Raw genomic sequence first — 26,249 nt, forward strand, 5'->3', positions numbered from 1 at the left:
AAAACCCCCGCGTCAACCCCACCACCCCCTCGCCCCGCATCTGCTGCCCCAACCCCGTCTCGCACGCCGACAGCACCACCAGTTCCGCCCTCACCTTCAGGTTGAACACCTCGTACACCTGCAGCAGCCCGTCCTCCCGCCCTTCCTCACTGCCCGACGGCAACGTCAGCACCAACCCCGAATACGACGGCGCCTGCTCGTTGAGCACCCCATGCGTGGCAAAATGCACGTACCGATACCCCTCCAGCGCCTCTCCCTTCACGTTCTCCTCCCTCGCCTGCTCCCGCACATACAGCTTCACCTCCTCGGCCGAATAGAGCCTGGCAATCCCTTCCACCTCCCGACGGCTGTAGCGCAGCGGCGGCAGCTTCCTCAACTCTCCAAACGCGCTGCTGAGCGCCCGCCCCACCGCGCTCTCCGATCTCGCCTCCCCATACACCGGATCGGCGTACGCCAGGAATGTCTTCTCCGGCCTCTCCTCCCCCGACCTCCACAACCCCACCCACACGCTCGCCGAAGGCACATAACTCACAGCATAACTCCGCACCAAATACGGCAGCCGACGCGGATCCTCCACCGTCAGTTCCCCACTTGTCAGCAGCACCTCAAACGGCAAGTAGTACAACGCCCCATCCGGCACAACGAGCAAATGGCGCTTGCCCGCCAGCCACCTCTCCGCCGGCTCCACCAACTGCTGATACAGCCGCCGCCCGTTCACCACATAGTTCCCCCACGCCGTCCGCAACGGCCCCACGGCAATCGCCTCCCGCAGCCTCCTCACCCGCTCCCGAATCTCCTCCGCCGCCCCAAGTCGAATCGCCTGAAACCCCTCCCGCGTGACGACGAAAAGAATTGCCCCCTCTCGACCCAGCACGTATTCCAAAAGCGCCGTCTGCTCATCCAGCCGAGCCTGCACCTCCCGCACCCCCACCGGCTCCGGATACTGCAGCTCGGCATAGCGCGGATGCCTCCGCCGAATCTCCAGCTCAAGCTGCTGCCGCTCCTCATCGGCCCGCTTGAGCGCTTCCTCCAAAGCGGCAATCTCTCGCGCCTTGGGACGAGCCCGCGCATGAGCCCGAAGAAGCTCCCTCTGAATCCCCGCAATTCGCGCATGAATGGCCCGCTCCCGAGCCTTCAACTCCGGAGCAATCCCCGAGGTGACCTCAATCCGCGCCTCCGCCAGCAGCTCCAAAAGGCTCCGCGCCCGCGCCCGCTCGCTCGCCTCAAATGCCCGAAGATCGTGCCCTCGACCCGGCTCCCGCTCGTGCAACTGCAAAAGCAGGTCAATGTAGAACTCGTAGTAGCCCCGCTTCGAGGCGAAGAAGGAGGCGCGAAGCTCCGGCCCCGGAGCCGCAGCCCGCAGCGATTCAAACAGCCGAAGCGCGTCTTCCAGATGCGCGCGCGCCTCAGCCAGATCCCCAAGCCCCCGCTTGAGCACGGCAAGACCACCAAGCACTGTAACCTCCCCATCCCGATTCCTAATGGCCCGATGAAGGGCAAGCGCCTGGCCGTAGTGTTCCAACGCCTTCTGCCTTTCTCCAAGAGCAAAGTACACATAGCCGATATTGTTGAGCGTCGTGGCCTCCGTGGCCCGATCCCCGACGGCCCGAAAGATGGGAAGCGCCTGAGTGTAGTACTCCAGCGCCTTCTGCCTCTCGCCAAGAGCAAAGTACACATAGCCGATATTGCCGAGCGTCGTGGCCTCCCCGGCCCGATCCCCTACGGCCCGAAAGATGGGAAGTGCCTGAGTGTAGTACTCCAGCGCCTTCTGCCTCTCGCCAAGATCGGCGTACACCTGGCCGATATTGTTGAGCGTCGTGGCCTCCTCGGTCCGATTCCCAACGGCCCGATGGAGAGAAAGCGCCTGGCTGTAGTACTCCAGCGCCTTCTGCCTCTCGCCAAGAGCGTTGTACACCAAGCCGATATTGCCGAGCGTCGTGGCCTCCCCGGCCCGATTCCCAACGGCCCGATGGAGAGAAAGCGCCTGGCTGAAGTACTCCAACGCCTTCTGCCTTTCTCCAAGAGCAGAGTACACCCCCCCCGATATTGCCGAGCGTCGTGGCCTCCTTGGCCCGATCTCCAAAAGCTCGAAAGATGGGAAGTGCCTGAGTGTAGTACTCTAGCGCCTTCTGCCTCTCGCCAAGATCGGCGTACACCTGGCCGATAATGTCGAGCATCGTGGCCTCCACCGCCTGATTTCCAACAGCTCGAAGGATGGGAAGTGCCTGAGTGTAGTACTGTAGGGCCTTTTGCTTCTCACCAAGATCGTCGTACACCCGGCCAAGGCCAATCAGCGTCATGCCTTCTCCCTGACGATCTCCAAGAGCTTGAAAAAGCGGCAGCGCCCGAAGAAAGAAGTCCAGGGCATTCCGAGACTCACCCAAACGGATGAAGGAGAAGCCGACATTCCGAAAACACATCGCCGCCTGCTGCCGATCCCCCAGAGCCTGGAAGAGCCGCCCCGCTTCCTCATACTTCCCAATCGCCTGCCGAAGGGATTCCTCCGTGCCTTGAGCGCTGAGCAACACGGCCTGCGCAAACGCGCGCTCGGCCGCCACGCGCATCCGATCCTGCTCGCTTGCCGACCGCAACTCCTCTATGCGAATCTCGTAGCGCCCTTTCGCTGCTCCCTTCTCAAGCGGCCGCACCTCAAGCTGATAGACCCCCGCCTCCTCCGCCACATGCGAGACGACCTCCGCCCCTTGCGTCCCCGTCGGACTGTCCATCTCGACGATCTCCCGACCGTCAGGCCCAAACAGCCGCACGACCACATCAATCCCTCGCTGCGCGACGACCACGCGCACGTACTGCCCACTCGCCAGCGTCAGCCGATAGACGTGCGCCTCGCCCCCGCTCATCTCCCGCTCAACCGGCGCCCCCAGGACAAGCTCCCCCTCCTGCTGCGGAGCCTTCGACGACTCCTGCTCAGTCTGACGCCAAACGCCCGAACGACCCATAGGCGCCGCCCACACTAGGGCCAACGCCACAAGACCAACGCAAAACCAAGCTGCTCCCCTTCGAGCGCGCATCGCTCACCTCCGAAAAAACCACCCGCGCGCTACGCCTGAAGCGCACGCGGGAGAAATGCTCTGGCTTGAGACCTCATGCCGAAGCCCCCCACGGACCTGTTTAGCGCCCCTGGGAGCGCGCGCCTCCGGCAGGCTCGTTACCGGCCGGGCCGGGTAGGTCTGAGACGCCCGCGCTCCCCGGAAAGGCCGTTCTTCCTCCGCCACGCCAAACACATCTCCCTGCGATCCTCACTTTGACCGGACGGCTTTTTCAACCCTTCGGAGCCGCCTCCGGCTGGCCAAATTATCTCTCCACGCGACGCCCAAAGCAATACCCATTTTGACAGCCAAAGAGCCCGCGTCAGCGGGCGATTCGAGCGTAGCCTGGGGTGAGCGTAAGCGAACCCCGTTGAGATCAAACCTTGTTTCCGCGTGCGAGCCCGTATCAGCGGGCGGCCGAATTTAGCCTGGGGTGAGCGCCAGCGAACCCCAGGATCAGGAAGCCCACAAAAATTTCCCCCCAAGCCCGCGTCAGCGGGCGGCCAAATTTAGCCTGGGGTGAGCGCCAGCGAACCCCAGGACACGCGACGCCCCATATCTTCCCCCAAGCCCGCGTCAGCGGGCGGCCCATGCGGTTGAACCACACAGGTGTTGCCGGGCATGCGATGGGTGGCCCGATGGGTCGCCCCCTTCGGGGGCTTGCGGGGAAATGGCTGGGCGCCTGTTGTCCTAGGGCTCGCTTCGCTCGCCCTAGGCTAGACTCGCTCGCCCGCCTACGCGGGCACCGAGCAATGAAGATTAACATAACCAAGGGGTCATAACACAACTCAACTAGGGATCAGACTTGCGTTTTTGCGTGGGAAAACACCTGTCACCCAAGGCGGAATTACGCAAGACGCAAGCCTGACCCCGAAGAATGACCCCGAAGAAAACTCCTTCTCGTCACTTCTTGCTATCTTCCACCTCGGTTGTTGGCTCCACTCCCGTTTTCACTCGCAGAGTCCCGAGCAAAGCACGGTATCGGTTCTTGTCTGCCTCAAGCAGAACGGCGCCAGCCTTCTCTGCGTCCTTATACTCGATCAGGATTTGATGCTCACGCTTCTTTGAGAGGAGAATGGGAGCCGCGAATACCCCTATGAGCGTCACACCAAGAATCACTGTTTCCTTGATTCTTCGGCGAACGTTTTGCCCATAGGTGATCCTCGTGACTGAGGTATAGGGGAAGGATGTCCTTCTCTCATCCTGCCTGAGGACGATACTCTTGGTTTGATCATCGAAAACCACTTCGATTCGAGATTTGTGCTTAAACTCGGCTGTCCCACCCAAAAACTTAACCTTCTCAAAGGTCGCGTTCTGAGCAAACGAAGAAACGGCAACCTGCGTGATGATCAGAATCGAACCCAGCTTTCTCGTTTTCACGAACGTGTTGGCCACTTTCAGCATATTGCTTAAACTTCGTAGGAGCTTGCTGTCTACTCTTGCCGGAACTGAATGCCTCATAGCTCGTTACCTCCTATTCCCTCTGGCATTCCTGATCTTTCCATAAAAGCATCTAAGAAATTCAACCTGAGTATAAGGGGTCAGACTCGCGTTTTTGCGTATCGTTGAAACGGATTGTGAACTCTAGGACCCCGAAGTTCCCTAGGTTTTTGTTTGGGACAACTCCTGCCAACCTCTGTCTGCAGAATTACGCAAGACGCAAGCCCGACCCCGAAGTTTTCGAATTTTGAAGTTTTAAGCCTTGTGACTGGAAGGGAAGAGCGTTGCTGAGAAATCCCAACGGCGCCAAGAGCCAAAAGGAGGCAAAGACCGACAGCGATTTTCCCCTGGGAGCGCCCGCAAGATTCGGGCAGAGGCACACGACATGCATGCGCTTCGTGTGTAAATTCAGTGGCAAATTGTCCTGGAGCGTATTTCCTCATACGTCCCTCCTTGCACGGGCGAGGACAAATGCTCATTTGTCCTCCGAAGCAGGTCATGCATCGGTATTTGTTGTCTCCCATCCTTACATCTCAGGCAACAGAAAGAACTCCTTAACCTGCCGGGAGTCTCCCTTTTCCTGAGCCCGCCTTCGCTCTCTTACGGCTTCCACCCGGGCCTGGCATTTGATGCAGCGCTCTGCCGAGGGAATTGCGCGCAGCCGCTCGATCGGGATGGGCTCGCGGCACCGCGCGCAGATGCCATAGTCTTCGGTATCGAGCCGGCGAAGGGCGGCCTCCAGAGAGGGAATCTGTTCCTCGAGAAGGGACAAAACGGCGAGGACTTTCTCTAACTCATAAGTGTTCGCGCTAGTGTTCGCCCTGGAGCTGGAGTAGACGATGACGTCACGTTCTTCAATTGCCTCGGTTCGGAGCTGGTGAAAGCCTTCCGTAAGTTTCCTGTAGATGCTGAGGAGGCGGTCGCGTTCCGCAAGCAGTAGGGCACGTAACTCCTCGCGATCATCCGCGCTGAGAGGCCCTCGCGACCGCGATTCCTGGTCAGCATGAGAGTTATCCCATGGCTGCGAAGTTGAGGAGAACAGCTCAATAGATTGAACGGGTACGGCGGGTCGCCCTTCGCCGGAAGAGGGTTGGATGTCCGGCCTGGATGTGCTGCGTCGCGCGGGGGGAGCTGCAAGAGACAGCTCAGACGTGCCCGCATCTGAGTGAACCGGCCGGCATGAGGCGATAGCTTCGGGCCGCTCGCCCGCTTTGATGTTCTCGGCCATTCGGATAATCTCCTCGACGAGCGGATGCGGCGGCGCGTCATCGCCTTCGTCTTCTGGAGCAGAGAATCTTCCTCTTGGCCGGATCCCCAGGCGTCCCAGCTCTTGCACAACGCGCGCCATGGTGGCTTCACGATCCCGGTAGAATTCCGATCCCCGGATGCGGATGAAGCGCCAGCCGAGACGCTCAAGTACAGCCTGTCGCTCGAGGTCCTCCGGGATTTTTTCCATCGGATGCCACCGATCTCCATCGCATTCGATGGCGACGCGACCACCCTCGCCTTCGACGACAAGGTCAATGCGATAGGATCCGACGGGCCACTGCGCGCGCACTCGATAACCTTTCGCGCTCAGCCACTCCAACACCTCGCGCTCGAAAGGCGATTCGGTTCGTTCGGCTTCCGCGCCGATGCCGTGGAGCAGTTCTTCGGGACTTTTATACGCCCACCGTGCGAATTCGATCAGCTCTCGTCGGAGATCGCCTTCTTTGAGGTCGGTGGCGGGATCGAGCGAGTAGACGACCCAGAGCTGGTCTCGGGCTCGGCTGGCGGCGACGTTGAAGCGCTGTTTGAACCGGTCGTCGTTGCGTAAGGGCAGTGGTCCTTCCGGACTCGGACCGTCCACGAGAGAGATGAGCACGACGTCCCGTTCGTCGCCCTGGAACTGAGCCGGGTTGCCGCAAAGCAGCCTCCGCTCTTCCAGCTTGCGCTCAAGCTCAGGATCATTGAGGCAGACCTGGCGCACCAGGCGCTCGATGAGTTTTGCCTGCTCATCCCCTACCATGGAAATGACGCCGATGGTTTTCCCGTCATAGGTCGGATGATCCAGCATGGCGAGAATGAGCGCGGCGATCGTCTCCGCTTCCTCCTCGTTGACTTTCGCATGGGCAGTCCCCCTCACCCGATGGGGAACCACCGCCGGTTTGAGCGGCACGCTGCCGGACTCGCGTAGCGGGCGGATGCGCCCGCCGTAGCAGAGTCTGTTGCTGAACGCAATGATCTCGGGCACGCAGCGGAAGTGTTCCGTCAGCATGAGCGCGCCGCCGAAGGATTCGCGCGCGAGATCGTAAATGGAACGCCGGCCATCGTAGAGGTGGGCATTGGGGATGCCGCGAAGATATTCGGCTTGAAGGCGCTCGATAGCGCGCAGTTCCTGACCTACGCCCTCGGGGCTAACCTGTTCATGGTCGCCGACAACGACCACCTGGTCGCCGAGGTAGAGCGCGATGAGGCCGAGGAGGTCGCACTGACTCGCTTCGTCCACGATGACGACATCGAAGCACGTGGCGGTAGGGTCCATCTGTTCAGCTACGCGCGCAAGCGGCATGATCCAAACGGGGACGGCATCTTTCGCCCGTGCGAGTAGCCGCGCGGCTTCGGCTCGAAGTCTCGGCGCCGAGCGACCTGTCCCCTTGCCCAGTCGCCGCATCGTGTTCAGCCAGCCGACGAGCGCTTGCCTTTGCTCCGGCGTGGTTTTCCCGATGCGATATGCCCAGGTGCGGCAGTTCACAAGCTCGGCGGTGATCCTGTGAAGTTGCTTCATGCACTGTTCAAGCCGGTTTTGAATCTCCTGGATGGACGTCTCGGAACGATGAACGAGTTCCTGATGCAGTTGTCGCCAGAGCCAGGCGGCTTCAGGATCACCGGGAAGCGCATCACCTCCGTGCACACCGCGCCGCGCGCGAATGGCTTCGGCCCAGGCGGGAGCGAATCGGGAGAGCCGTTCGAGCAACTCCTCGCGGCGTCGAAGGTGGACGTATTTCTCGTAGAGCTTGCAAAGCCGCGCGTAGGCCGCACGATAACGGGCTGGGTCACGACCGGCGAGCGCATCGCGGAGGGCTGCGGCGGCCGTGCCGGGAGAGGGTTCACCGAGGCGATTCCTCGCTTCCTGAATGCGCTGCTTGGCATCGCGGTGGTGGAGAAGAAGGATCATGGCGGTCAAGGCCCGGGGCAAGGCATCCGACAGAAACTCTCCGAGTCCGCGCAGGCGGTGTTCCGCATCCTGCGGCAGCGAAATTTCTCCGCAAGCGCGATCCCAGTGGAAGCCAAGCGGGAGAAGCCTTTCCTGTAAACGAGCAATTTCTTCCTTCACCGACAGCAGCCGGCGGATGCGCGAAGCACGCTGGCGAATTTCGTTCTCGGGCTGCGGACCGAGATCATCGGCCGAAGGGCCGCCGTGCTGAGTGATGAGATACCCCCAGGCGTTACGGAGCTGCTGGCGCTGCCTCTGGATCGCCGCCTCTGCCGCGAGCGCCTGGAAGTGCTCGACCATCCGGGGCTGTCCGGAGGCGACGCGCGCGGATTTGACAAAGCGACGATGCTGAGGAGGCCAGAGAGTATCCCACCATGACAGTCGCCCGCCCTGTCGCTTCGCAGTTTCGGCAAGCCTGTTAGATGTTTGCTCGTGCTCTTCCCATGTCCCATCGGAAGGAAGGGAGGGTCGGTGGGCGATGAGGAGGTGAGCGTTGTCGCGCTGCAATTGCAGGAGCGCTTCGGCGGGGCTGAACAGATGCCGGTCAATCAGAGCCGCTTCTGATGATTCGATCATAACCAGCTCCCACTGCTCAGCGGTCAAAAGTAATTTTCCAAGCTCACGAGCTGCATTTGCCAGTCCTTCAAGGACAGGGATGTCCTGTAGTCCAGGCCCCTTGTGCCACCACACCTTGTGGTGGCCTTCGGGCGACTCTCGCAGAAGATCCGTCAGTTCCTGGAAATGGTCGGGGTCGAGAAGCGTCTTCGGATCAGGAAGCGCCGCGCGAAGTTCGCGCTCCTCCTCTTCCGGCAAATCGCGGTTGAGCCGATAGAGTTCGGCGAGTTCCGCCGCGCTGAGCGGCAAAGGTGCTCCTGGCTCAACAGGCTCCGGAATCCAGTCATACTGCCCCACGCCTTCGGCGACGTGACGAGCCGCCTCTGACGGAGCATATTCTCGACCGGCGATGACAATCGGGCGATATTCGCTGCCAATGGCCTCGACCAGCCGGGTTCGCAGACTGGCGATCTCGCGGAGCAGTTCCTCTCGTTGCTTTGTCAGGTTATCTGCTCGTCGGTGCAAAGACGAGGGATCCTCGTTCAATCGGTTTGTGATGGCCATGACGGCTTCTTCTAACTGCTGGCGACTGGCGAGATCGTCGTCCAGGACCGACACGGCGAGCGGGCGCAGCGGTTGAGAGATGTGCTCGCGCACGACGCGCAGCGCCTTGGAGGTATAGGCGGTCACGAGCACCGACTTGCCCTCGGCCAAAAGATGCCCGATCAGATTGGCGATGGTATGAGTCTTGCCCGTCCCCGGAGGGCCTTGAACGAGAACGCATCCATAGCGCTTGAGGCGCGCGGCGATTTGAAGTTGCTCATGATTCCAGGGCTTGGTGAAAAAGATGTCCCGCAGGATGCCGAGATCGTTTTTCTGTGGATGCAGATCGGAGGAATCATCCCTTGGCTCCTCAGGCTGAACGCCTACAACCGAACACAACGCTGCCGGAGGATCGTCGCGCCGTTCGAGGTCCTCAATCACCCGCTCCACGGCCCGCATATAGCCTTGCGTGCGCGGCAAGAGCAACAATACAGGTGAGCGCCAGATTCGTGGCGGGTGAGGGCCGGAGACCTTCTGCGGCTCGACGGGCTCATCGGTGAATTCGCCATCGGGAGCAAGGCGAGGTGCCAGGCTTTTGAGAAATGCCGTCGTATTGGGTCCCTCAAGGGGATGGAGGAAACGAGCACCTTGTGTGACTTCCTCGTGGATGGAGGAAAGCACCGTTGGGTTGGTGAGCGGCGCGTCGCGCAGGATGGTGGTACGGAGTTCGGGGTTGCGATCGGTCTCCCGAATGATGAACTCGGGGACATCCGGCTTGAACTCCAGTTGTACGGGCATCACGAGCAGTGGGAAATGGATGGATCGTTCTTGTGATCCATCGCTCCACCGCCAGAACAGGATGCCGTCGGCCAACGCCAGTTCATAGCGTTCTCCCTCGCGTTGCAATTCGGCGTAAAGCTCGTAAAAGCGCTCGTAAATCTCCATCGCCTTGCGAGCCGGTTGCTCTTGTTGGGCCCAGTTGCGCCAGCGCTCACGCCAATTGTGCCAATCGCGAACGCGGTCTGGGTTTTGCTCGAAACGCTCGACACGGGAGGTACCGTCCGGATCGGAGATGCTCCGCTCGGTGAGCACTCCAGGTTCTTTGAGGGGGTCGTCATACGGACCCTCCAGCCAGCCTTCGAGGGAAGGCAGAAGCGCGGGCGGTCGGGAGAGACGCGGCCGACGAATGCGCATGAGAACCTCTGGGCCATCGTTCCCCTCGTCTTCTCGCCCATCATCAGCGGTGATGCGAAGCACGGCGATGCTCGAATGCGCGGGTAGTTCCTCAAGCCACAGCTTCCAGCCCACACGATCGAGGTCGCGGGTGGGAGGGAAACGGATGGCCGCGTATTCTTTGAGGAATCGAATAAGTCGCTTCGTCCTCTCGTGCGCTGCCATAAGCATCTCACATTCCTCCTTCTCTCCGTCTCGTTTTATCCCACCACCTCGAATCGAGGAAGGGGGAACAACCTTGCGGCAAGGTATCTTCAAGCCTCTTTCGCGGCTTGCCCTTTCTCCGCGCGGCCTGGCCGAAGGACAGTGGACTACCCTTGGGACGACGCCTCAACCCTTCGCCGCCGCAGCCTAACGCGCACACGTTAATTGAGCCGACGGGCATAACCGGCCTCCCGAAAGTTCGAGCTATTGACGTCCACGAAGAAGAAGGCGTCACCGCCTTTGATGACGATGATGGTGTGCGTTTGCGGAGTCGGGTAGAGGTAGAACAAGAACCCCGCGCCGCTGGAATCCACCGTGTATGTCCCGCCGAACCTGAAGGTCTGCGTCCCCGTGAAGAGCGTCCGCGATTGCTGAACCCCCGTGAAGTTGCCACTGCCATCGAAGGTGAAGATGCCAATGGCGCTCTGGACATTAGTGCGGCCGAAATCATACGAAGCCCCCGTTGAGGAGAAGATGTAGTCACCGCGAAGCAGATAGTTGACCTGACGGGTAGATGTCTCTGTAGAGGGCTGGAGCGGCTGTTCCTGGGTCAAGGCCTGACACAGCTCGAAGATGTTCTCCGAGATGCCCTCTGCTTTCAGGTCCTTCCCCCTGTTGGCTTGAAGGAGCGCAGGCGTTCTGACCGACGACTCGGAATACATTGGACGGTCACTTGCGACTATGGCAGCCATCGCTAAGAGGAAGAAGCTGAGAAATGCAAATCTCCTCATAAACGTCTCTCCTTCACGTTGGAGTCAATGGCCCGTGAGCCGCCGCCGCGAGGGTGAAGGAATATGGGCTCCGGCTCACGGGAATTCAGGACGCGGGCGCGCCCTTAGTAGTGGTTCATGACGCCCAGGGACTCACAACACCATCCTTGGAAGCCCCCTCTCAATACAGCTATGGAGAATCCACTCACCTTCAGAAGCGTTTCCGCTGATCCACGATTCGTAAGGTCGCCACTTCCCATCAGCTCCCCGCCAGAGATAGATCGTCTCGCCGCAATTGAAGCACCGCTTGAGATAGCCCCTTGGGCCCTGCTCATAAGCGTCATACGTTCTAAGCCTGATGGTTCTCTCCTGCATGGTCACAGATGCCATTGGCTGGGGGATGCATCCGACATTGCCCCAAGGCGCCGAACGCATCCCGCAGTGGACTTTCCTTTACTGTCGAAGGCGGAGAGAAAAATTGTAGAGGCTCAGCGAACCTAACCGATGCGACGACCCCGTCAGCGAGCTTCCGTCATTGCCCGTGAAACTATAAAAGGTGAACGAACCGAGCCGCTGCGTCATCCCTCTGACTGAACTACCGTCGTTTGCAAAGAAGCTGTAGAAGGTCAGCGGATCGCTCCGATAGGAAGAGCCCCAGATCGAGCGACCGGTGTTGTCCGAGAAGCTGTAGAGTGTAAGCGATCCCACCTCGTGTGAGGACCCTGAGATCATGCTCCCATTACTCCCGTAAAGCGTGGTGAAGGTCGAAGAGCCCAGCCGGTAAGAGGATCCCCAGTAGTTTCGACTGTCCTGAGCCCAAGCCACGCTCGCCGTCAGGAGCGTGCCGAGGGTCACAGCCATCAATGTTCTCCGTCTCGTGATCATCGTCCACCTCCTCGAAAGTTTTCGTACCGCTTCCACCCGAGAAAAGACAGAAAATGCGGGAAAAGGTTTAGTCGGCCGTGAAGGTTCCGCAAAATTCTCCCCTCGACGGAGGCGGTCCAAATTTAGCCTGGGGCGAGCGCAAGCGATCCCCCAGGACCGTTCGAGATCAAACCCATTCCACACGCGAACCCGCGCGAGCGGGCGGCCCATGCGGTTGAATCACACCAGGTGTTGCCGGGCATGCGAACGGCGACCGGAGGGGTCGCCCCCTTCGGGGACCTGGGAGGAATTGTCGGGCGCCAGTCCTCTTGGGGCTCAATCGCCCACTGCCGCAGGCTCAGTACCGGATCGGTCAACCGGTGTTGGGAACGGTTGTAATCCGACAAACCGGCGGATTTGCAGGCTCGCTAGGGAATACCTCGACCTCAACCTGCGGATTCGCCCTCGGGTGAGACTCGATCGCCTGCGACTGCAGGCACAATCCGGAATGACCGAGAATGGGCGTCAAGAGACGCCAACTTGTCGTCGGGGTATGGTGAACGTTCCGGGATCAGGGCGGCCCCAAGGTGCTCTGAGGATATGTCGTGCCAGCCCGGTCAGTCCCGGCAAGGCGCCGGGCCGGCTCCGATTACCCATCAGTTCTTCGCATACCGCGTTGTCTTGATCCCCCCACGCTTGCCTTGAGACGCATAGCGCTACCCCCTGCGCGAGCCAGAGACCCGTGCCGGGGGCTTTTCCGTCGTTCACCGCTTAAGGATGAAGGTCCCATCACCCTTACCTAGCAGCGCGGTCAGCTCTCCCAGGGGCGACCCCACGACAACGACATCGAGCAGACCATCATTATTGAAATCCCCAAGAGTAAGCGAGGTTGGATTGGGAGTCATCACTGACATTCTTCGAACATTTCGTTGCACGACCTGTCCCTGCTGCACGTGAACGAGCGAAACCTCGCCCAGGGAGAGATGTACCGTGGCAATTCCCGGCGTCTCTCGAACAAACTCTCCGGTTACCAGGGCCACCGGATTCTCACTAAGCGAAATCTCAGTGCGAGTGAAGATGAGGGACCGAGAGACTCCTGATCGTGAGAGCAGAAGCGACAGCCCATCCCCGTTGAAGTTTGCTGCGACTAGATCAGGACGACCATCCCGATTAAAGTCGGCGACAGCCAGCGCCACCGGGGCCTCTCCCACAGGAATTCGTTCAACTTCTCCGAACGTCCCTTTTCCGTCGCCGAAGAGGAGTGAGACTTCGTTTGAGAGCATGTTCGTCACGGCGAGGTCAAGGGCGCCGTCGAGGTTGAAATCGGCCGTCACAATCGCACTCGGCCCCTGACCAAGAAGAGGGATGCTCAACGCTTCGTGGAATCGGCCATCTCCCCGGCCGAGCAGAACCGTGACGTTGTTCGAGACGAAGTTGGCGACGGCCACATCGAGTCGGCCATCTCCATTGAAATCGCCCATCGCCAGGGAGGATGGATTCTCGCCCTCATTCAGGGAAAGCGTGGAAACCCGACCAAATGTGCCATCGCCGTTTCCGAGAGCCACCGACAAGGTACTGGAGAGGTAATTGGCCGCCACCCAGTCTGTCTTCCCATCCTGGTTGATGTCGCCGACCGCCAGAGCGATCGGACCCTGGCCCACGGCGTAGAAGCGGAATCGTTGAAATCTTCCATCCCCCTTGCCCAGGTAGACCCACACCAGGTCATTGGCATAGTCGGTGACGAGCACTCCCATGTTATTGGCGGTCTCAAGCGCCTCGCCCAGTCCTTCGGTCCGCGACGCCTGTCCGCTTGTCAGGGAGAAAGAAACAGCTCCCACCGTCATCAGGTTCTGGCACATCCCGCCCGGCGTCGTCGGACATGAGTCGCATGCATTTCTCACGCCATCGCCGTCGTTGTCGGGAAATGGGCAATCTGGGCTCTGGCCCGTACATTCTTCACTCGCCTGGCAATCATCTCCAGGGTGACAGGGGGTCCCCGCACTCTTCAGCGGATGGCTGCACGAACCGTTGCTGCAAACATCATCAGTACACGTCTTCCCATCATCGGTGCAGGCCGTTCCGTTCGCCCTATTGGTGAACGAGGTCTGGGACGTACCTGGAGTGCAAGCTTGACATTCGTTCTGGGGGTTACTCTGTCCGCTCGTGTAGCATGTCTCGTTGATCAAACAATTCCCCGACTGGATCGGATGGGTGCACGAGCCGGCCTGGCACACGTCCTCAGTACACGTCTTCCCATCATCGGTGCAGGCCGTGCCATTCGGCTTGCTGGTGAACGAGGTCTGTGACTGGCCCGGATTACAGGCTTGACACTCGTTGTGGGGGTCACTCTCCCCGCTCGTGTAGCATGTGTTCCCGATCAAACAACTCCCCGAGTTGATCTGATTCTGACACTTATATGTGCTATCACCCGTTGACTGGCATGTGTCAGTGGTGCAGCTTAAACCATCGTCGCAATTGGGCGGGCTGCCGGCTACGCAAACCCCACTCTGACACGAATCGTTCTGCGTGCACCCGTTACTGTCAGCGTTGCAGGGCGTGCCATTTTGCTTGAACTGGTCCGCCGGACACTGGGCGCTCGATCCCGTGCAGGCCTCGGCCTCATCGCATGCCCCCGCAGCCTCACGACAAACGGTGCCCTGTGACTTCAACTGGTCCGCCGGACACTGGGCGCTCGATCCCGTGCAGTATTCAGCGACATCACACTGTCCCCCAGCCGCACGACAGAGAGTGGTACTACTTGCAAACTGGCAAGAGGATGTGCAGCAAGAGCCTAGCTGTCCATTGCTTGATCCGAGATCGCACGCCTCGCCCAATTCGAGCAGACCATTACCGCAAACGCTCACGCTTTCGCAAAAGATGGTAACATTGGCCACACTATCTTGAGCCGAGCCGTCCTTGTACTCTGAGGAATCATCGCTGTTATCAAAGATATCGCTCCCATCTTGTCCGTATAAGCTGTCGGCCCCAACACCCCCCTTGAGCTTATCGTCGCCATTACCACCATAGAGCGTATCGTTACCTTGTCCTCCGGAGAGCGAATCATCGCCCTCGCCGCCAGTGAGCGTATCTATACCCTCTCCTCCAGTGAGGCAATCACTCCCCGCCCCACCATCGAGATCATCCGTGCCGCCCTCACCATGCAGAATGTCGCCGCCGTCGCCGCCCTGAATCCGATCATTACCACCTTGTCCGAAGATCGTGTCGTTGCCAGCTTCTCCGCGGATGTTGTCATTACCGTTCCCACCGGTGATCGTATCACTGCCATCGCCGCCCCAAATCTCGTTATTGCCGGCTCCGCCGTCAATCGTATCGTCACCGCTGTCGCCGTAGATATTATCGTTGCCAGCGTCACCAAAGATTTGGTCGTTTCCCTCGCTGCCTCTGATCTCCTGATCGTTCCCTGCGCCGCCACGAATAACGTCATCACCAGGACCACCATCGATCTTGTTGTCGTTGCCAGGACCGCCGTCAATCGTGTCGTCGCCGCTGCCGCCCGTGATCTTATCCTCGCCAGCGAGGCCATTGATCGTGAGGTTGCTCGTAGATGAGGAGCAATCAATGGTGTCATCATGCACTGTGCCCGTGATCGTAGTACCGCTAATAGTGACCCCAGTGGACACGGTACAACTAACGGTTTGGGCTAATGCTAAGACGGCTAGGTTGGGTCCTCTGGTCGGCTGTCCGAAGAGCACCCAAGTTGCTGCTCCGAGTATCAGCAAAAAGGGGACGGTCCTCCCGTGCCGTCGTGGCCGACGATATCGGTCGGGCCAGCCCCACAATCGTGAGGTTATATCAGGGATGGTGAAGCGCATTTCTCTTCCCTCCTTTTACTCGCAAAATTTTCCCGCAGCTTTGACCCTGCCGGTTTGGAGGAAGCTCTAAAGGACCGCAAGTCAGGGGATGCTCAGGGAGCTGGAGGGCGTCATTTCAGCATCAGGGAACTCACCACCTCACGGCGCCTACACCCTATATTCCCACTCTCTTCACTCCGGCCCGACTACTCCTTTTGGCCTGGCTTATCTCCTCCTTTTGCCGGAGCTAGTATACGCACAGGGCTCGAAAAGTCAAGGAAAGTTTTGAAGATGAGGGAATTCTCTATCCTCAAAAAACTGCCGCCCGCCATGACTGTCGCTAAGGGCGACTCCTCCGAAAATCACGGGATTGCAATAGACGCCTGCGGAGTAAGAGGTTGGGTTGAATGCTTGGTTCGAGGCATAATGTCGGGCACGGTCAGGGCTCACGGCCGGGGACAGTGCGCGAGGGGTATATTTTGTGTCAGACGTTCGTAAGGTATAATCCGGAGCGTGGTCGGTGGGGAGAAAGCGAATGAAGCGATCCTGCGGGAACTCGGGCAAGGGCTGAACGTCCAAGAAAACTTCCGCTTGCTCTTCGAGCGCTACTACGGCCCAATCTACCGGTTCTTCCGGAGGAAAGGGATGTCGCCGGAGGATGCTCGAGACCTCACCCAAGAGGTCTTTTTTTCTGTCTATAGAGGAATGGGCGAGCTTCGCGAAAGCGCCCGGTTCGAGAAGTGGTTATATAGGATCGCCAAGAACACATACATCAACGAGATGGAACGACGAGGGGCGAAGAAGCGGACCGCAGCCGAGATTTCGCTCGAGGAAATCCAGGCGAGCACGCCGGAGAGCCCTTTTGGCGCTCCATCCGGTGCAGTGGCGACGGCCGATCCGATGGAGACGGTGCTGGAGAACGAGAAATTGAACAAGTTACGCGAGGCCATAGAGCAATTGCCCGTGCAGATGCGTCGGTGCGTCTACCTGCGCCTCGTGAAGGAGCAGTCGGTTCAGGAGATCGCCACCATCCTGGGTATTTCCGTCAACACGGTCAAAGCGCACCTGCATCAGGCGCGGAAGACGCTGCGAGAACGGCTCAGCGCCCTGTTCGGCGAGGTGGAATTGTGAGCGACCCAACCGCGACAAGGGACTGAGACCTTCGCCACTATGCGAAGAATTGAGGGCCGGAGGTCGAACGATGAATGGAGAGCTACGACGATATTTGGAAGCGCTCCGCGAAGAATGGGAGGATCGCCTGAGGCGCCATCTCGACGAGGACGAGCTGATCGCCTACGTGCGCGGAGAGCTTGAGGCGGAGGACGCCGAACGCATGCGGTCGCATCTTGTACGGTGCGATGCCTGTACGGCGGCCCTCAAAGACGTGGCGGACTTCTTCGAGCCGATTCGAGAAGGAGAAGAACCGATCCCCAGGCGCGTCCTCCGCCGGGAGTGGAAAACTCTCTGGCGGCGCGTGCGGGCCGGAGAGAAAGTGGTGATCGGCGCTCCGTTCAGCCTTTCTCCCGCGTTCGCTCTGGCTGCCAGTCTCCTGGTGGCCGTGGGTCTCATCCTCTCGACGTTCCACCTGTGGCAGCAGAGGCAGCGACTGGCCATGCAATTACAAACCGAGCAAACGCGACGGCAGGAACTGGAACGAGAGAATCAGCTCCTGCAGGAACAGGCCCGCGCCCTGCAGAGCCAGTATGAATCACAACTGGCCCAGCTCCGTCAGCCCCAACCGAATATCCCGGTCTACGATGTTTTCTCCCAGCAGATGCTTCGACGATCGGGGGCTCCGAGTCCGGTGAATCAAGTCACAGTGCCCCCCACGACGGAGAACTTCAGCGTGATCCTCGTCGGAGAGAGCCGGGCGAAATATCGCGAGTATGAGATCAAAATTGTGGATGCCGGCGGCCAGGTGCGCTGGCGAGCCACCGGACTGCGCCCCGGTCCTCAGGGAAATTTCACGCTCCTGCTAGCGAGAGCCTTCTTGAGCGCGGGGGACTACCGCATCATCGTCTTGGGTCAAAGAGGCAGGCAATCTCAACTAGTTGCCGAATACCTCCTCTCCCTTCAGTACCGGTAGATGGATTCACGATCGAGAGATCGGCATTAATCGGTGATCTTCGCCGGCGGACCCGGCGGCCAGAGTGTGACCTGAAGTGCTACGGAGTCGAATCTCAGGCGAGCTTGAACAAATCTTGAAACCACCCAGGAAGGAGGGAACGGACCTAACATGATGGCCTCTTCCCCTTTTTGGCCATTTACGACTACGCCCCTGGTTCACTGCTCAGAATGGGCGAACGAGATGGAGAGCCCCTGCCGCCTTCTTCAGGTTGGTCCTGCGCGTACGCGCAATTGGGGAAAATTTTGGGGTGTCGCGTGTCCTGGGGGATCGCTTGCGCTTGCCTCAGGACAATGGCACCCAACCATTCCCACAAGCTGTCAAAGGGAACGACCCATCGGCTTTACGCTCGCGCGCACCGGTGAACGCCACCGGCGTTTGTCCTGATCCCCCCGGCGTCGCTCGCTTCCGCCACCTCGCATTCTGACGGACGTTGAAATCCAGATTTAGCGGGCGAGAAATTTTCCGACTCGACGGTTCGCGTGATCTCATAGGCCCCCTTAAGCCCTCTACTGAACAACATCAGCCTGTATTTGCTGGAGGTAGGACTCACCGCTATCGGAGGACTCCGGGAATCGGGACGAGAAGGAACGAAGGACTCGTGTGCCTTTAACCGAGGTGCTTTTGGTCAGAAAGAAAGCGACTGGCAGCAAAGCGGAAGATCTGCCTTGCTGCCAGCCGATATATTTCCTGCGGATGATCAGAATTCGTACCGGAGGGCAAATTGCATGATGCGCTCCCTGGTGAGCGTCCCCTGATACTGACCGAATGTCGCCGTAATATCGGGCAAGACGGTCAGCGCCCCGGTGTTAAAGCGCACGGAGTTCGTCAGGTTGAAAACTTCCCAGCGGAACTGGAGCCGGTGATTTTCATAGATCGGGAACGCCTTCATCAAGCCGAAGTCAATGGTGAAGTACCCATCTCCGCGGATGCGATTGCGGAACCCCACCTCACCGGGCCTGGCGAAGCGCAGCAGCTTGAGCACCTCCGAAGGATTGGAGAAGATCGAAGGTCGAACCCTGCCATCGGGGAAGCGCACGCTCTTATTCGTTTTGGTCAGCTTCTCCAGGTCCTTGAAGGTGACGCCCTCTTTGAGTTCGGCATTGCCCTGGAGGTTCCAGTTGGTCGGCCAGGCCAATCGGGCGTTGATGATATTAGCCGGCAGACCGCTCGTCCAGCGGAACACGCCCGTCGTCTGCCAGCCCCCGATGATATGATTGGCCCACCCGGGCACATCTCGACCGACCGGCTTGCCGCGACCAAAGGGAAGCTCAAAGATCCACGACCCATTGATCTGGTGCCGCAGGTCGAAGTCCGAGTGCGAGTATTGAAGTCTCGGGTTCCAACTGTTGATGATGAAGTTGGAGTATCCGCCAAAGCCGGCATTACCGAAGGAAGCTCCGCGCTCAACATCCGACGTGAGGTCGAGCGACTTCGAGAGGGTGTAGTTAAAGTCGAACTGCGTTCCGGCGCTGAAGCGCTTGCGGAAGACGAGCTGGAAGGCATGGTATTCGGAGAAACCGATCGTGCTTTGACCGGCCAGCGCCGAGTACTGATCATGGAAGAAGGAGAAGGGACGCCCCGCCGGATTATCGGCCGTTCCAAAGGCACAGGCCGGGACGCAGTTGACATCGAGGATAAAGAGCGCCGTCGTGTAATCGGGCGCGTTGTCAAGGAACACCTGGTAGATCGCCTGTGTATTGGTCAAGCCACCTCCGGCGCGTGCACCGGCTGTGGGGAAGATATTCTCCCAGTAGGGAATTCGAGGAACGGCGCTCACGGGCGTATTGGCTTCGATCAGTCGCGCCAGTATTGAGGCCGCCTGGAAATAACTCATGCCCGACTTGGGATCAACCAGGTCGAGCGGCATGGCGAGATCACGCCGGGTGAGCAACTTCCGTCCCCGGCGGCCCACGTAGGCCAGCTCAACGCTCAAGCCCTTGGGCAGCTCGCGGCCGATGACGAAATTAATCATGTGGGCGTAAGGCGTCACCAGCGTATCGTCAATGCTGGTGGTAATGGCGAAAAGACCGAAGGGCGGTGTTTGCGGGAAGCCTCCCGGTGGGGCGGGCCGTAAAATCACATTGCCCGCTCGATCCACGCGGGGTATATCGTAGATACCGGTGAACCGCGGAGCCGTCGCCTCGGTTTGCGTACTCGATGGATTGGTGAGTGAGGTGGACATCCCGAAGGAGCCGCCTTCGTCGAAAGTCGTGGCCAGCCCATGACCGATGCGATCGTAGACGAGCCCGTAGCCCAACCGGAAGACCGTCTTCCCCTCGCCGAAGAGGAAACGGAGGAAATCCCGAGGCGACCAGGCAACGGCGAAGCGCGGCGCCCAATTGTTGTAATCGAACGGGTAGTAGCCGGGACGATTGTTCGCCGGTCCGGCCAGATCGAAACTGATGCGCGGGGCTTCGTTGGAGGGAATACCGCGCAACATGTTGGCCCGACGGATCTCGACGAACTCGCCGAAGCTGGGCACCGGTTTCACCTGCAACCCGTTGGTCTCCCACGGGGGTGAGAAGTAGCTATAGCGCACGCCCAGCGTGAGCGTGAAGTTGGGTCGAATACGCCAGACATCCTGGACATATCCTTCGTACTCGTTGGAGGCAAACCGACGACGAACGGCCTCGCCTTCAGCCAACGTATTGCCCTGCCTGTCGTAGTTATACCGGGCGGTGATTTGCGTGATAAGGCCCCAGATAAGGGTCGCAGAGTCTCCCCACGCCGCATAGAAACCGGAGGAGACCGCCGGCAACCGGGTGCACCCGGGTTGCGCGCAGCGCGGATGTCCCGGAGCGGTGAACCGTCCCACACCCAACAACCAGGATCCGTTAGTGACGACCGTGTGGAACGAGTTGGCGAGCGTGAACCGAGGGAGACGGGTATAGCGGATATTTGTCCCCGCCTGAATCGTGTGCGCACCTTTGATCCAGGAGATGTCATCCACCAGGTTGTGGGTCGTGGTCACCCGTCCCGAACTGCGCGTGGTTGCCGGGAGATCGCTCAAGAAGCGGAAGGTGACCTGTGTGCGCTGCTGGAGTCCTGCCGTTTCCTCCTTAAATCGGGTGTACCCCCAACGGAACGAGTTGGTCACGTTGGATGACAGGACCGAATCATAGCCCAGGGCGAATCCCTTCGGGTTCACCAGCGTCAGCGTGTTCGGCGGATTACCGGGAAACTGCGGTGCACCGCGGCGCGTATCATCCTGAAGATTCCCACGCCAGAACAGGACGTGCCGTCCGGACGAATCGAGATTGAAATCAGTTCGCAGGATGAACGTATTCTCCTCGTTTTTGATCGGTGCGGTGAACCGGAAGCCCTGACGATTCAATCCATCAATGCCCGGCTCATTCGGCTCCGGGTATCTCTGAAAGTGGGCCAACGCGGCCGGGTTCGGTCCGATTCCCAGAGGATCAACCGTGGCCAGCTCCTGCGGTGTCAGAGCACGCACGCCGGCCGGAACCGAAAACGTTCGCCCGCCAATTGTGATGCTTGTTGCCGGGCACTGGGCGGGATCTGCGCAACGATACTGAATGTAGCCGTTGCGCAACAACATCGAGGGAACGTCGCGGGTCACCGACAGCTCCGACGACTCGCGGAATCCTTCGTAGTTTGCGAAGATGAACCAGCGATTCTTGATGATCGGAGCTCCAGCCGACGCCCCGAAAATGTGCCAGTTGAGCTTGGGCGGTTTGTTGGGGCGGCCCGACTCGATCTGGGCCAGCTTATTGAAGTACTCGTTGGCCGAGGTGGCGGTGTTGCGGTGATACCAATAGGCCGACCCGTGAACCTCATTGGTGCCGCGTTTGGTGACGAGGCTCACCTGGGCAGCGCTGGAGCGGCCCTGGCTCGCATTGTAATTGGTGGTCGTCACGCGAAATTCCTGCACCGAATCAAGCGTCATTCGCAACACCGATGTGTAGGCGAAACCAAACTGGGGATCGTTCACATCTACTCCATCCAGGGTGACATTCGATTGATCGCTCCGACTCCCACTGATACTGCCGCTGCGAATATCTCCCGTCGGAAGATAGACGGCGCCCGGTTGAAGACTCAACAGGTTGACGACATTTCGCGCTTGCAGCGGGAGCTGGCGGATTTGGACTTCACCGATGACATTCCCCATGCTGGCATCGGTTTTGTTGATGAGCGCTTCGCCAACCACTTCCACCGTCTCGACGACCTGCCCTACTTCGGTGAATTGAACGTCAAGGACGGTGGGGAGGTTAACCTGAAGTTCCAGGTTCTCCCGGACGATCGTCTTGAACCCGGTTTGTTCCACCCGCAGAGTGTAGCGTCCCGGTGGAACCTGCGTGAAGGTGTAATAACCTTTCTCGTTGGTAGTGACCGTTCGCGTAATGCCAGTTGCCGCTTGGGTCAGCGTCACGGTCGCCCCGCTGACAACCGCACCCGTCGGATCGGTCACCGTGCCGGAAATTGAGGTTGTCGCCTGAGCCAGCGCTGCCGTCGTGAGCCCGATGCCGAGCATCAGGCTACACAGCCCGCTGGCCCACCAACGCGTGATTTTGCGTCGCCACATACAGATGCGTTCCTCCTTGTTTGGTTTTTACTGCTGGCCTTGGTCGCCGTGATTATATGCAACCTCCATGCCGCCAGACAACCCCCACCGTAACCTCTTTAATGCCAGTCACTGGTGAAAATGACCGCCCGCCGATCTTCCAGAAATTTGGAAATCGCCTCCGAAAATTTGGAAATTCGGCTCTCCTGCCGGGAACAGCCTTCACGAGGGCAAACGGGGAGTCCTGCCCTCTTCTTTCAACTGTCCCGCCCCGGTGCGCCGACGTAACCCGTGCCCCTCGCCTGCTACTTGCAATCGCCGGTGACCGATGGCACAATAGGCCCTTGCTTTTAACGAAAAAGCCTGAGGGGGTGCTATGGGAGTCCGATACACGACGACGCGCATTAGTTCCAGGTACCACGATGCCATCGTTGATTGGCAGAAGAAGAACTTTCCCGAACTCGAACTTCTTTTGAAATACTGGCATAAATATTTCCCCGGGCTACCGCCATTTGAGCTGGTGGCGAAAGTAGGAGAGTTGCGCTCGGACACGATCGAAGTGGGCAAGTATGCAGGCTGCCAGAAGCTCGAGCGGGCCCGCGAGATGGCGGGAAACATGTTCTACACGGCGCGTCGTGTCATTCGTGCTCAATGCTCGACCGAGTTTGGCTCCATTGAGCAGCATCGGATGAGCCTGGACACCGCCGTCAGTGATGAGGCCCGCTTTGACATTTTGCGCATCATGGCCGAGGAATTACGACACGCCTATCAAATGTTTTGGGTCCTCGACCATGACCCGACGTGGAAGAAACCCGGTCACGGCGATGTGGCCGCTGAAACGATTGAGGAGCTTCTCTCGATGCGCATGGGGTCTCATGTGCTCGATGCTTTCAACATCGAATTCCGCGATTTCCTCGACAACACCGTCTATACAGCAGTCATTGATCTGGTCGGAAAGTATCAGCTCGATATGCAACAGGTCTTCAGCTACGCCCCGATGGCGCGGAGCATGATGCCCATGCTTCAGGAAGAAGGTTTTCACATGGGCTTCGGTCGTCGGTATCTGAAGGAGCTGGCCGTGCAGGCCACTCAAGGAACGGGCCCGTACTCAATAAGCGATATTCAGCGTGCCTTGAACAAGTGGTACCCCCGAGGACTGGAGATGTTCGGCAATGAGCAGGGTGGCGAAACGATGGTCATCTTTGGCTTCAAGACCAAGACTAACGGGCAGGCCCAGGCCGAATATATCGCTGAAGTTCAAGGAATCGTCGAGGGAACGAATGTGGCAATCGTTCGGACTCACCACCCCAACATGCCGCCCGATGAGGCCCGAACGCTTGTCCGGGAGATCCTCACCTCTGGGGAGGTTAAAAAGGGAATCCGCCCCGAAGACCTCCTCTATCTGCCGGATCGAAAATTCTTCCGGCGACGCGGTCCTCAGGAAATCATCCTCAAGCCCTACGATGTTCGCGGGAATCTTCTCACCGAAGGAGGTCGGCCCCTGACGCCGGAACAATACATTCGCTACCTGCAAACGGTTCTCCCCGAGAGCTACCTGGGCAGCGCCGATTTCCGGAATTACGTCGCCTTGCTCACGGAGCACCAGCAGGAAACACCGAGCGAGATGTACTTCGGTTAGAGCGTACGTCTGACGCCGCCTCTTTCAGGCGGCGATGGCAAGACAGGTTCGAGCTGTAGTCTGTTAGCCTTCTCCTCTAAGCGCCGGAGGATCTTTCGATCAGAGAGTGCGCAATCCCTTTGCCTCCTTCTCCCGGAGAGTCTGTCGGCCGGCCAAAAAGTGATTGACGGCAGAAGCAATAGGATTTATGCTATCGCCCAGCAGGTGACCAAACGAAAGGAGGGGGGAAGAATGAATATTGGGCGCATTATCCTTGGTGGTATCGTGGGTGGTTTAATCATCAATGTCGTCGAACAGGTCGTCCATGGCATCCTGCTGCGCGAGCGCTGGGACGAAGCCATGAGGAAAGTAACCGAGCAAGCTGCCGGCATGCAGGCCACCATTCTTTTATGGATTGTCGGGTTTGTCGTGGGCATAGCCCTGGCCTGGCTCTATGCTGCCATTCGTCCCCGCTACGGAGCCGGACCGAAGACGGCCATTATCTGCAGCATTTATCTCTGGATCGTCAGCTCGCTTCTAATGGTCGTAGTCCTCATCCCCTGGAACCTCTGGCCGAGAGATCTCAGCATTATCGCGCTTGTTGTGAGCCTTGTCGAATACATCGTCGCGGGACTCCTCGCAGCAGGGTATCTCTATCGAGAACAAGCCCCGGCTGCGGCTTCGTAATCCTCAACTCCTCAGACGATAATTGCCTGATGATGCTTTCCATCCCGCGCACGCGCGCAAGCGGTTGCTGATTCCTGATGGCGGAATGATGGGCGGTCCTCTCGTGGATATTTGACGGCGATTCGTCCGGTCAGCCACGAGAGAAGATGACGCGAACCCCTAAGGGTGAGAAAGCGAGGATTTTTCACTCGGTTATCCCGGCGAATATGTGGGGATGTCAGAGGACGAGATCTGGGTTCCTCGACGATCCCTCCGAAGAGTCATCCCGACAGCAAAAGTGTTGGCCGGATCTCAAGCGACCCTCGACAATCTCATCGGGGTGTGACAGATTTTACCTTCACCGAGTATGGCGAAAATTTATCCGTTTCGAGCCTGGCGTTATAACCGCGAGCGGGTTGGCGACCTCTCCCGGGTTTTGACCCAACCCTATGACAAGATCACCCCGGAGATGCAGGAGCGGTATTATCGCCTGAGCGAGTTTAATCTCGTGCGCCTCATTCTCGGTCGCGTGCACCCAGACGATGACGATGAGTCGAACGTATACACTCGGGCGCGAGACACGCTCCAATCCTGGGTGAAGGACGGCATTCTCGTCCCGGACCCCCGTCCTGCGCTCTATCTCTACGATCAACGGTATCGCGTTCCCGGAACCGATGAGGTCAAGTTCCGCCGGGGATTCATCGCCCTCGGACAGATCGAGGATTATGAGGCGGGCGTTGTTTTTCGTCACGAGCGGACGCACAGCGCACCGAAGGAAGATCGGCTGCGCCTGCTCCGGCATACGCATGCGCATTGCGAATCTATCTTCATGCTCTACCGGGATGAAGAGGAAGTGATCGAACGCTTGCTCCAAGGCGTGAGGGCTTCTTTGCCGGACCTCTCCGTTGTGGATGAATATGGTGTCGAGCATCTTCTGTGGGTCGTTAGCGACGAGGCTCTCATCACAGCCGTCCAGCAAGCGATGGCGGCCCACAGGCTCGTCATTGCCGACGGGCACCACCGTTATGAGACAGCTCTCGCCTATCGCAACGAGCGCCGCGCGGAAGCATGCCGCTCGGACGACACACAGCCCTATGAACGGATGCCCATGACCTTCTTCAACATCGCGGCGGGAGGACTGACGATTTTGCCGACCCACCGGCTCATTCACCGGCTGGAACGGTTCGACTTACCGAGGCTCCTGGAATTCCTTTCACAGCATTTCGAGCTGGCCAGCGCTTCTGTCGGCGAGCATAGCGACGAGGTCCTCGCCGCTCTGTCCGATGACCTTCGGCGACGGGGCCGCGACCGCATCGCCATCGGGATGTATCCGGCACCGGGCGATCGGTTTTACTTCCTGACATTCAGGCCGACCGGGTCAACGGAAACACTTCTCAACGGACTCAGTCCCCGTGAGCGGAGTCTGGACGTTGTCATCCTCCATCGAGTGATCCTCGAAGGAGGATTGGGACTTTCGCCTGAAAGGATCGCACTGGAACCACCCATTACGTATCTCCGGGAATTTCCCGAAGGGATTCGAGCAGTCGCCTCCGGCAATGCACCGATCTGTTTCTTTCTCAACCCGACCCGCGTCGAGCAGGTCTGGGAGATGGCCCTCGCCGGAGAAGTTCTGCCGCAGAAGTCAACCGACTTTTATCCCAAGCTTCTTTCCGGCCTCACGATTTATCGGCTGGACTCGCCCTGAACAACG

At 59.2% G+C, this 26,249-nt stretch carries 14 protein-coding genes; 7 read left to right on the forward strand and 7 right to left on the reverse strand.

Features of this window, described 5'->3' with window-relative positions:
- Positions 1-2,035 (reverse strand): CHAT domain-containing tetratricopeptide repeat protein (locus VNM72_06405; protein ID HXF05031.1); only part of this gene is annotated, 2,035 nt, incomplete at its 3' end.
- Positions 2,036-2,249: 214 nt separating this feature from the next.
- On the opposite strand from VNM72_06405, the gene VNM72_06410 reads away from it, so the two are divergent.
- The gene (locus VNM72_06410) at positions 2,250-2,975 is read left to right on the forward strand and encodes a hypothetical protein (protein ID HXF05032.1); all 726 of its coding nucleotides are present in this window, start codon (positions 2,250-2,252) and stop codon (positions 2,973-2,975) included.
- 975 nt (positions 2,976-3,950) lie between these two features.
- On the opposite strand, the gene VNM72_06415 is transcribed toward VNM72_06410, so the two are convergent.
- From VNM72_06415 to VNM72_06435, 5 genes are all read right to left on the reverse strand, one after another.
- Positions 3,951-4,508, reverse strand: a complete 558-nt coding sequence (locus VNM72_06415; protein ID HXF05033.1) for a hypothetical protein — start codon at positions 4,506-4,508, stop codon at positions 3,951-3,953.
- A 505-nt stretch (positions 4,509-5,013) separates the two neighbouring features.
- Positions 5,014-10,185 (reverse strand): AAA domain-containing protein, encoded by a 5,172-nt coding sequence (locus VNM72_06420; protein HXF05034.1) that lies wholly within the window; start codon positions 10,183-10,185, stop codon positions 5,014-5,016.
- Positions 10,186-10,379: 194 nt separating this feature from the next.
- Positions 10,380-10,949, reverse strand: a complete 570-nt coding sequence (locus tag VNM72_06425) for a hypothetical protein (protein ID HXF05035.1) — start codon at positions 10,947-10,949, stop codon at positions 10,380-10,382.
- Positions 10,950-11,381: 432 nt separating this feature from the next.
- On the reverse strand, positions 11,382-11,813 hold the full coding sequence (locus VNM72_06430; protein ID HXF05036.1) for a hypothetical protein: 432 nt from the start codon (positions 11,811-11,813) through the stop codon (positions 11,382-11,384).
- Positions 11,814-12,556: 743 nt separating this feature from the next.
- Positions 12,557-13,651 (reverse strand): VCBS repeat-containing protein, encoded by a 1,095-nt coding sequence (locus tag VNM72_06435; protein HXF05037.1) that lies wholly within the window; start codon positions 13,649-13,651, stop codon positions 12,557-12,559.
- 1,182 nt (positions 13,652-14,833) lie between these two features.
- On the opposite strand from VNM72_06435, the gene VNM72_06440 reads away from it, so the two are divergent.
- The 3 genes from VNM72_06440 (at position 14,834) to VNM72_06450 (ending at position 17,690) form a co-directional block, all read left to right on the forward strand.
- Positions 14,834-15,361: a hypothetical protein gene (locus VNM72_06440; protein ID HXF05038.1), complete on the forward strand. Its 528-nt coding sequence runs from the start codon at positions 14,834-14,836 to the stop codon at positions 15,359-15,361.
- 756 nt (positions 15,362-16,117) lie between these two features.
- Complete coding sequence (locus tag VNM72_06445) at positions 16,118-16,735, forward strand: RNA polymerase sigma factor (GenBank protein HXF05039.1); 618 nt, start codon at positions 16,118-16,120, stop codon at positions 16,733-16,735.
- A gap of 70 nt (positions 16,736-16,805) precedes the next feature.
- Positions 16,806-17,690 (forward strand): zf-HC2 domain-containing protein, encoded by an 885-nt coding sequence (locus VNM72_06450; GenBank protein HXF05040.1) that lies wholly within the window; start codon positions 16,806-16,808, stop codon positions 17,688-17,690.
- Between the two features lie 739 nt (positions 17,691-18,429).
- Here the strand turns inward: VNM72_06450 and VNM72_06455 are convergent.
- Positions 18,430-22,275: a TonB-dependent receptor gene (locus tag VNM72_06455; protein HXF05041.1), complete on the reverse strand. Its 3,846-nt coding sequence runs from the start codon at positions 22,273-22,275 to the stop codon at positions 18,430-18,432.
- A 355-nt stretch (positions 22,276-22,630) separates the two neighbouring features.
- Here VNM72_06455 and VNM72_06460 point away from each other — a divergent pair, with 355 nt between their 5' ends.
- The 3 genes from VNM72_06460 (at position 22,631) to VNM72_06470 (ending at position 26,243) form a co-directional block, all read left to right on the forward strand.
- Positions 22,631-23,893, forward strand: a complete 1,263-nt coding sequence (locus tag VNM72_06460; protein HXF05042.1) for a Phenylacetic acid catabolic protein — start codon at positions 22,631-22,633, stop codon at positions 23,891-23,893.
- A 231-nt stretch (positions 23,894-24,124) separates the two neighbouring features.
- The gene (locus VNM72_06465) at positions 24,125-24,559 is read left to right on the forward strand and encodes a DUF1761 family protein (GenBank protein HXF05043.1); all 435 of its coding nucleotides are present in this window, start codon (positions 24,125-24,127) and stop codon (positions 24,557-24,559) included.
- 346 nt (positions 24,560-24,905) lie between these two features.
- On the forward strand, positions 24,906-26,243 hold the full coding sequence (locus VNM72_06470; GenBank protein HXF05044.1) for a DUF1015 domain-containing protein: 1,338 nt from the start codon (positions 24,906-24,908) through the stop codon (positions 26,241-26,243).
- Positions 26,244-26,249 lie beyond the last annotated feature (6 nt).

The organism is Blastocatellia bacterium (assembly GCA_035573895.1).
In the GTDB taxonomy this organism is placed as follows: Bacteria; Acidobacteriota; Blastocatellia; order HR10; family HR10; genus DATLZR01.

Coding starts and splice junctions, on each gene's coding strand:
- VNM72_06415 (HXF05033.1), bottom strand. CDS start 4,508: ATGAGGCATTCAGTTCCGGCAAGAGTAGACAGCAAGCTCCTACGAAGT.
- VNM72_06420 (HXF05034.1), bottom strand. CDS start 10,185: ATGCTTATGGCAGCGCACGAGAGGACGAAGCGACTTATTCGATTCCTC.
- VNM72_06425 (HXF05035.1), bottom strand. CDS start 10,949: ATGAGGAGATTTGCATTTCTCAGCTTCTTCCTCTTAGCGATGGCTGCC.
- VNM72_06430 (HXF05036.1), bottom strand. CDS start 11,813: ATGATCACGAGACGGAGAACATTGATGGCTGTGACCCTCGGCACGCTC.
- VNM72_06435 (HXF05037.1), bottom strand. CDS start 13,651: ATGTGCCAGAACCTGATGACGGTGGGAGCTGTTTCTTTCTCCCTGACA.
- VNM72_06450 (HXF05040.1), top strand. CDS start 16,806: ATGAATGGAGAGCTACGACGATATTTGGAAGCGCTCCGCGAAGAATGG.
- VNM72_06455 (HXF05041.1), bottom strand. CDS start 22,275: ATGTGGCGACGCAAAATCACGCGTTGGTGGGCCAGCGGGCTGTGTAGC.
- VNM72_06460 (HXF05042.1), top strand. CDS start 22,631: ATGGGAGTCCGATACACGACGACGCGCATTAGTTCCAGGTACCACGAT.
- VNM72_06465 (HXF05043.1), top strand. CDS start 24,125: ATGAATATTGGGCGCATTATCCTTGGTGGTATCGTGGGTGGTTTAATC.
- VNM72_06470 (HXF05044.1), top strand. CDS start 24,906: ATGGCGAAAATTTATCCGTTTCGAGCCTGGCGTTATAACCGCGAGCGG.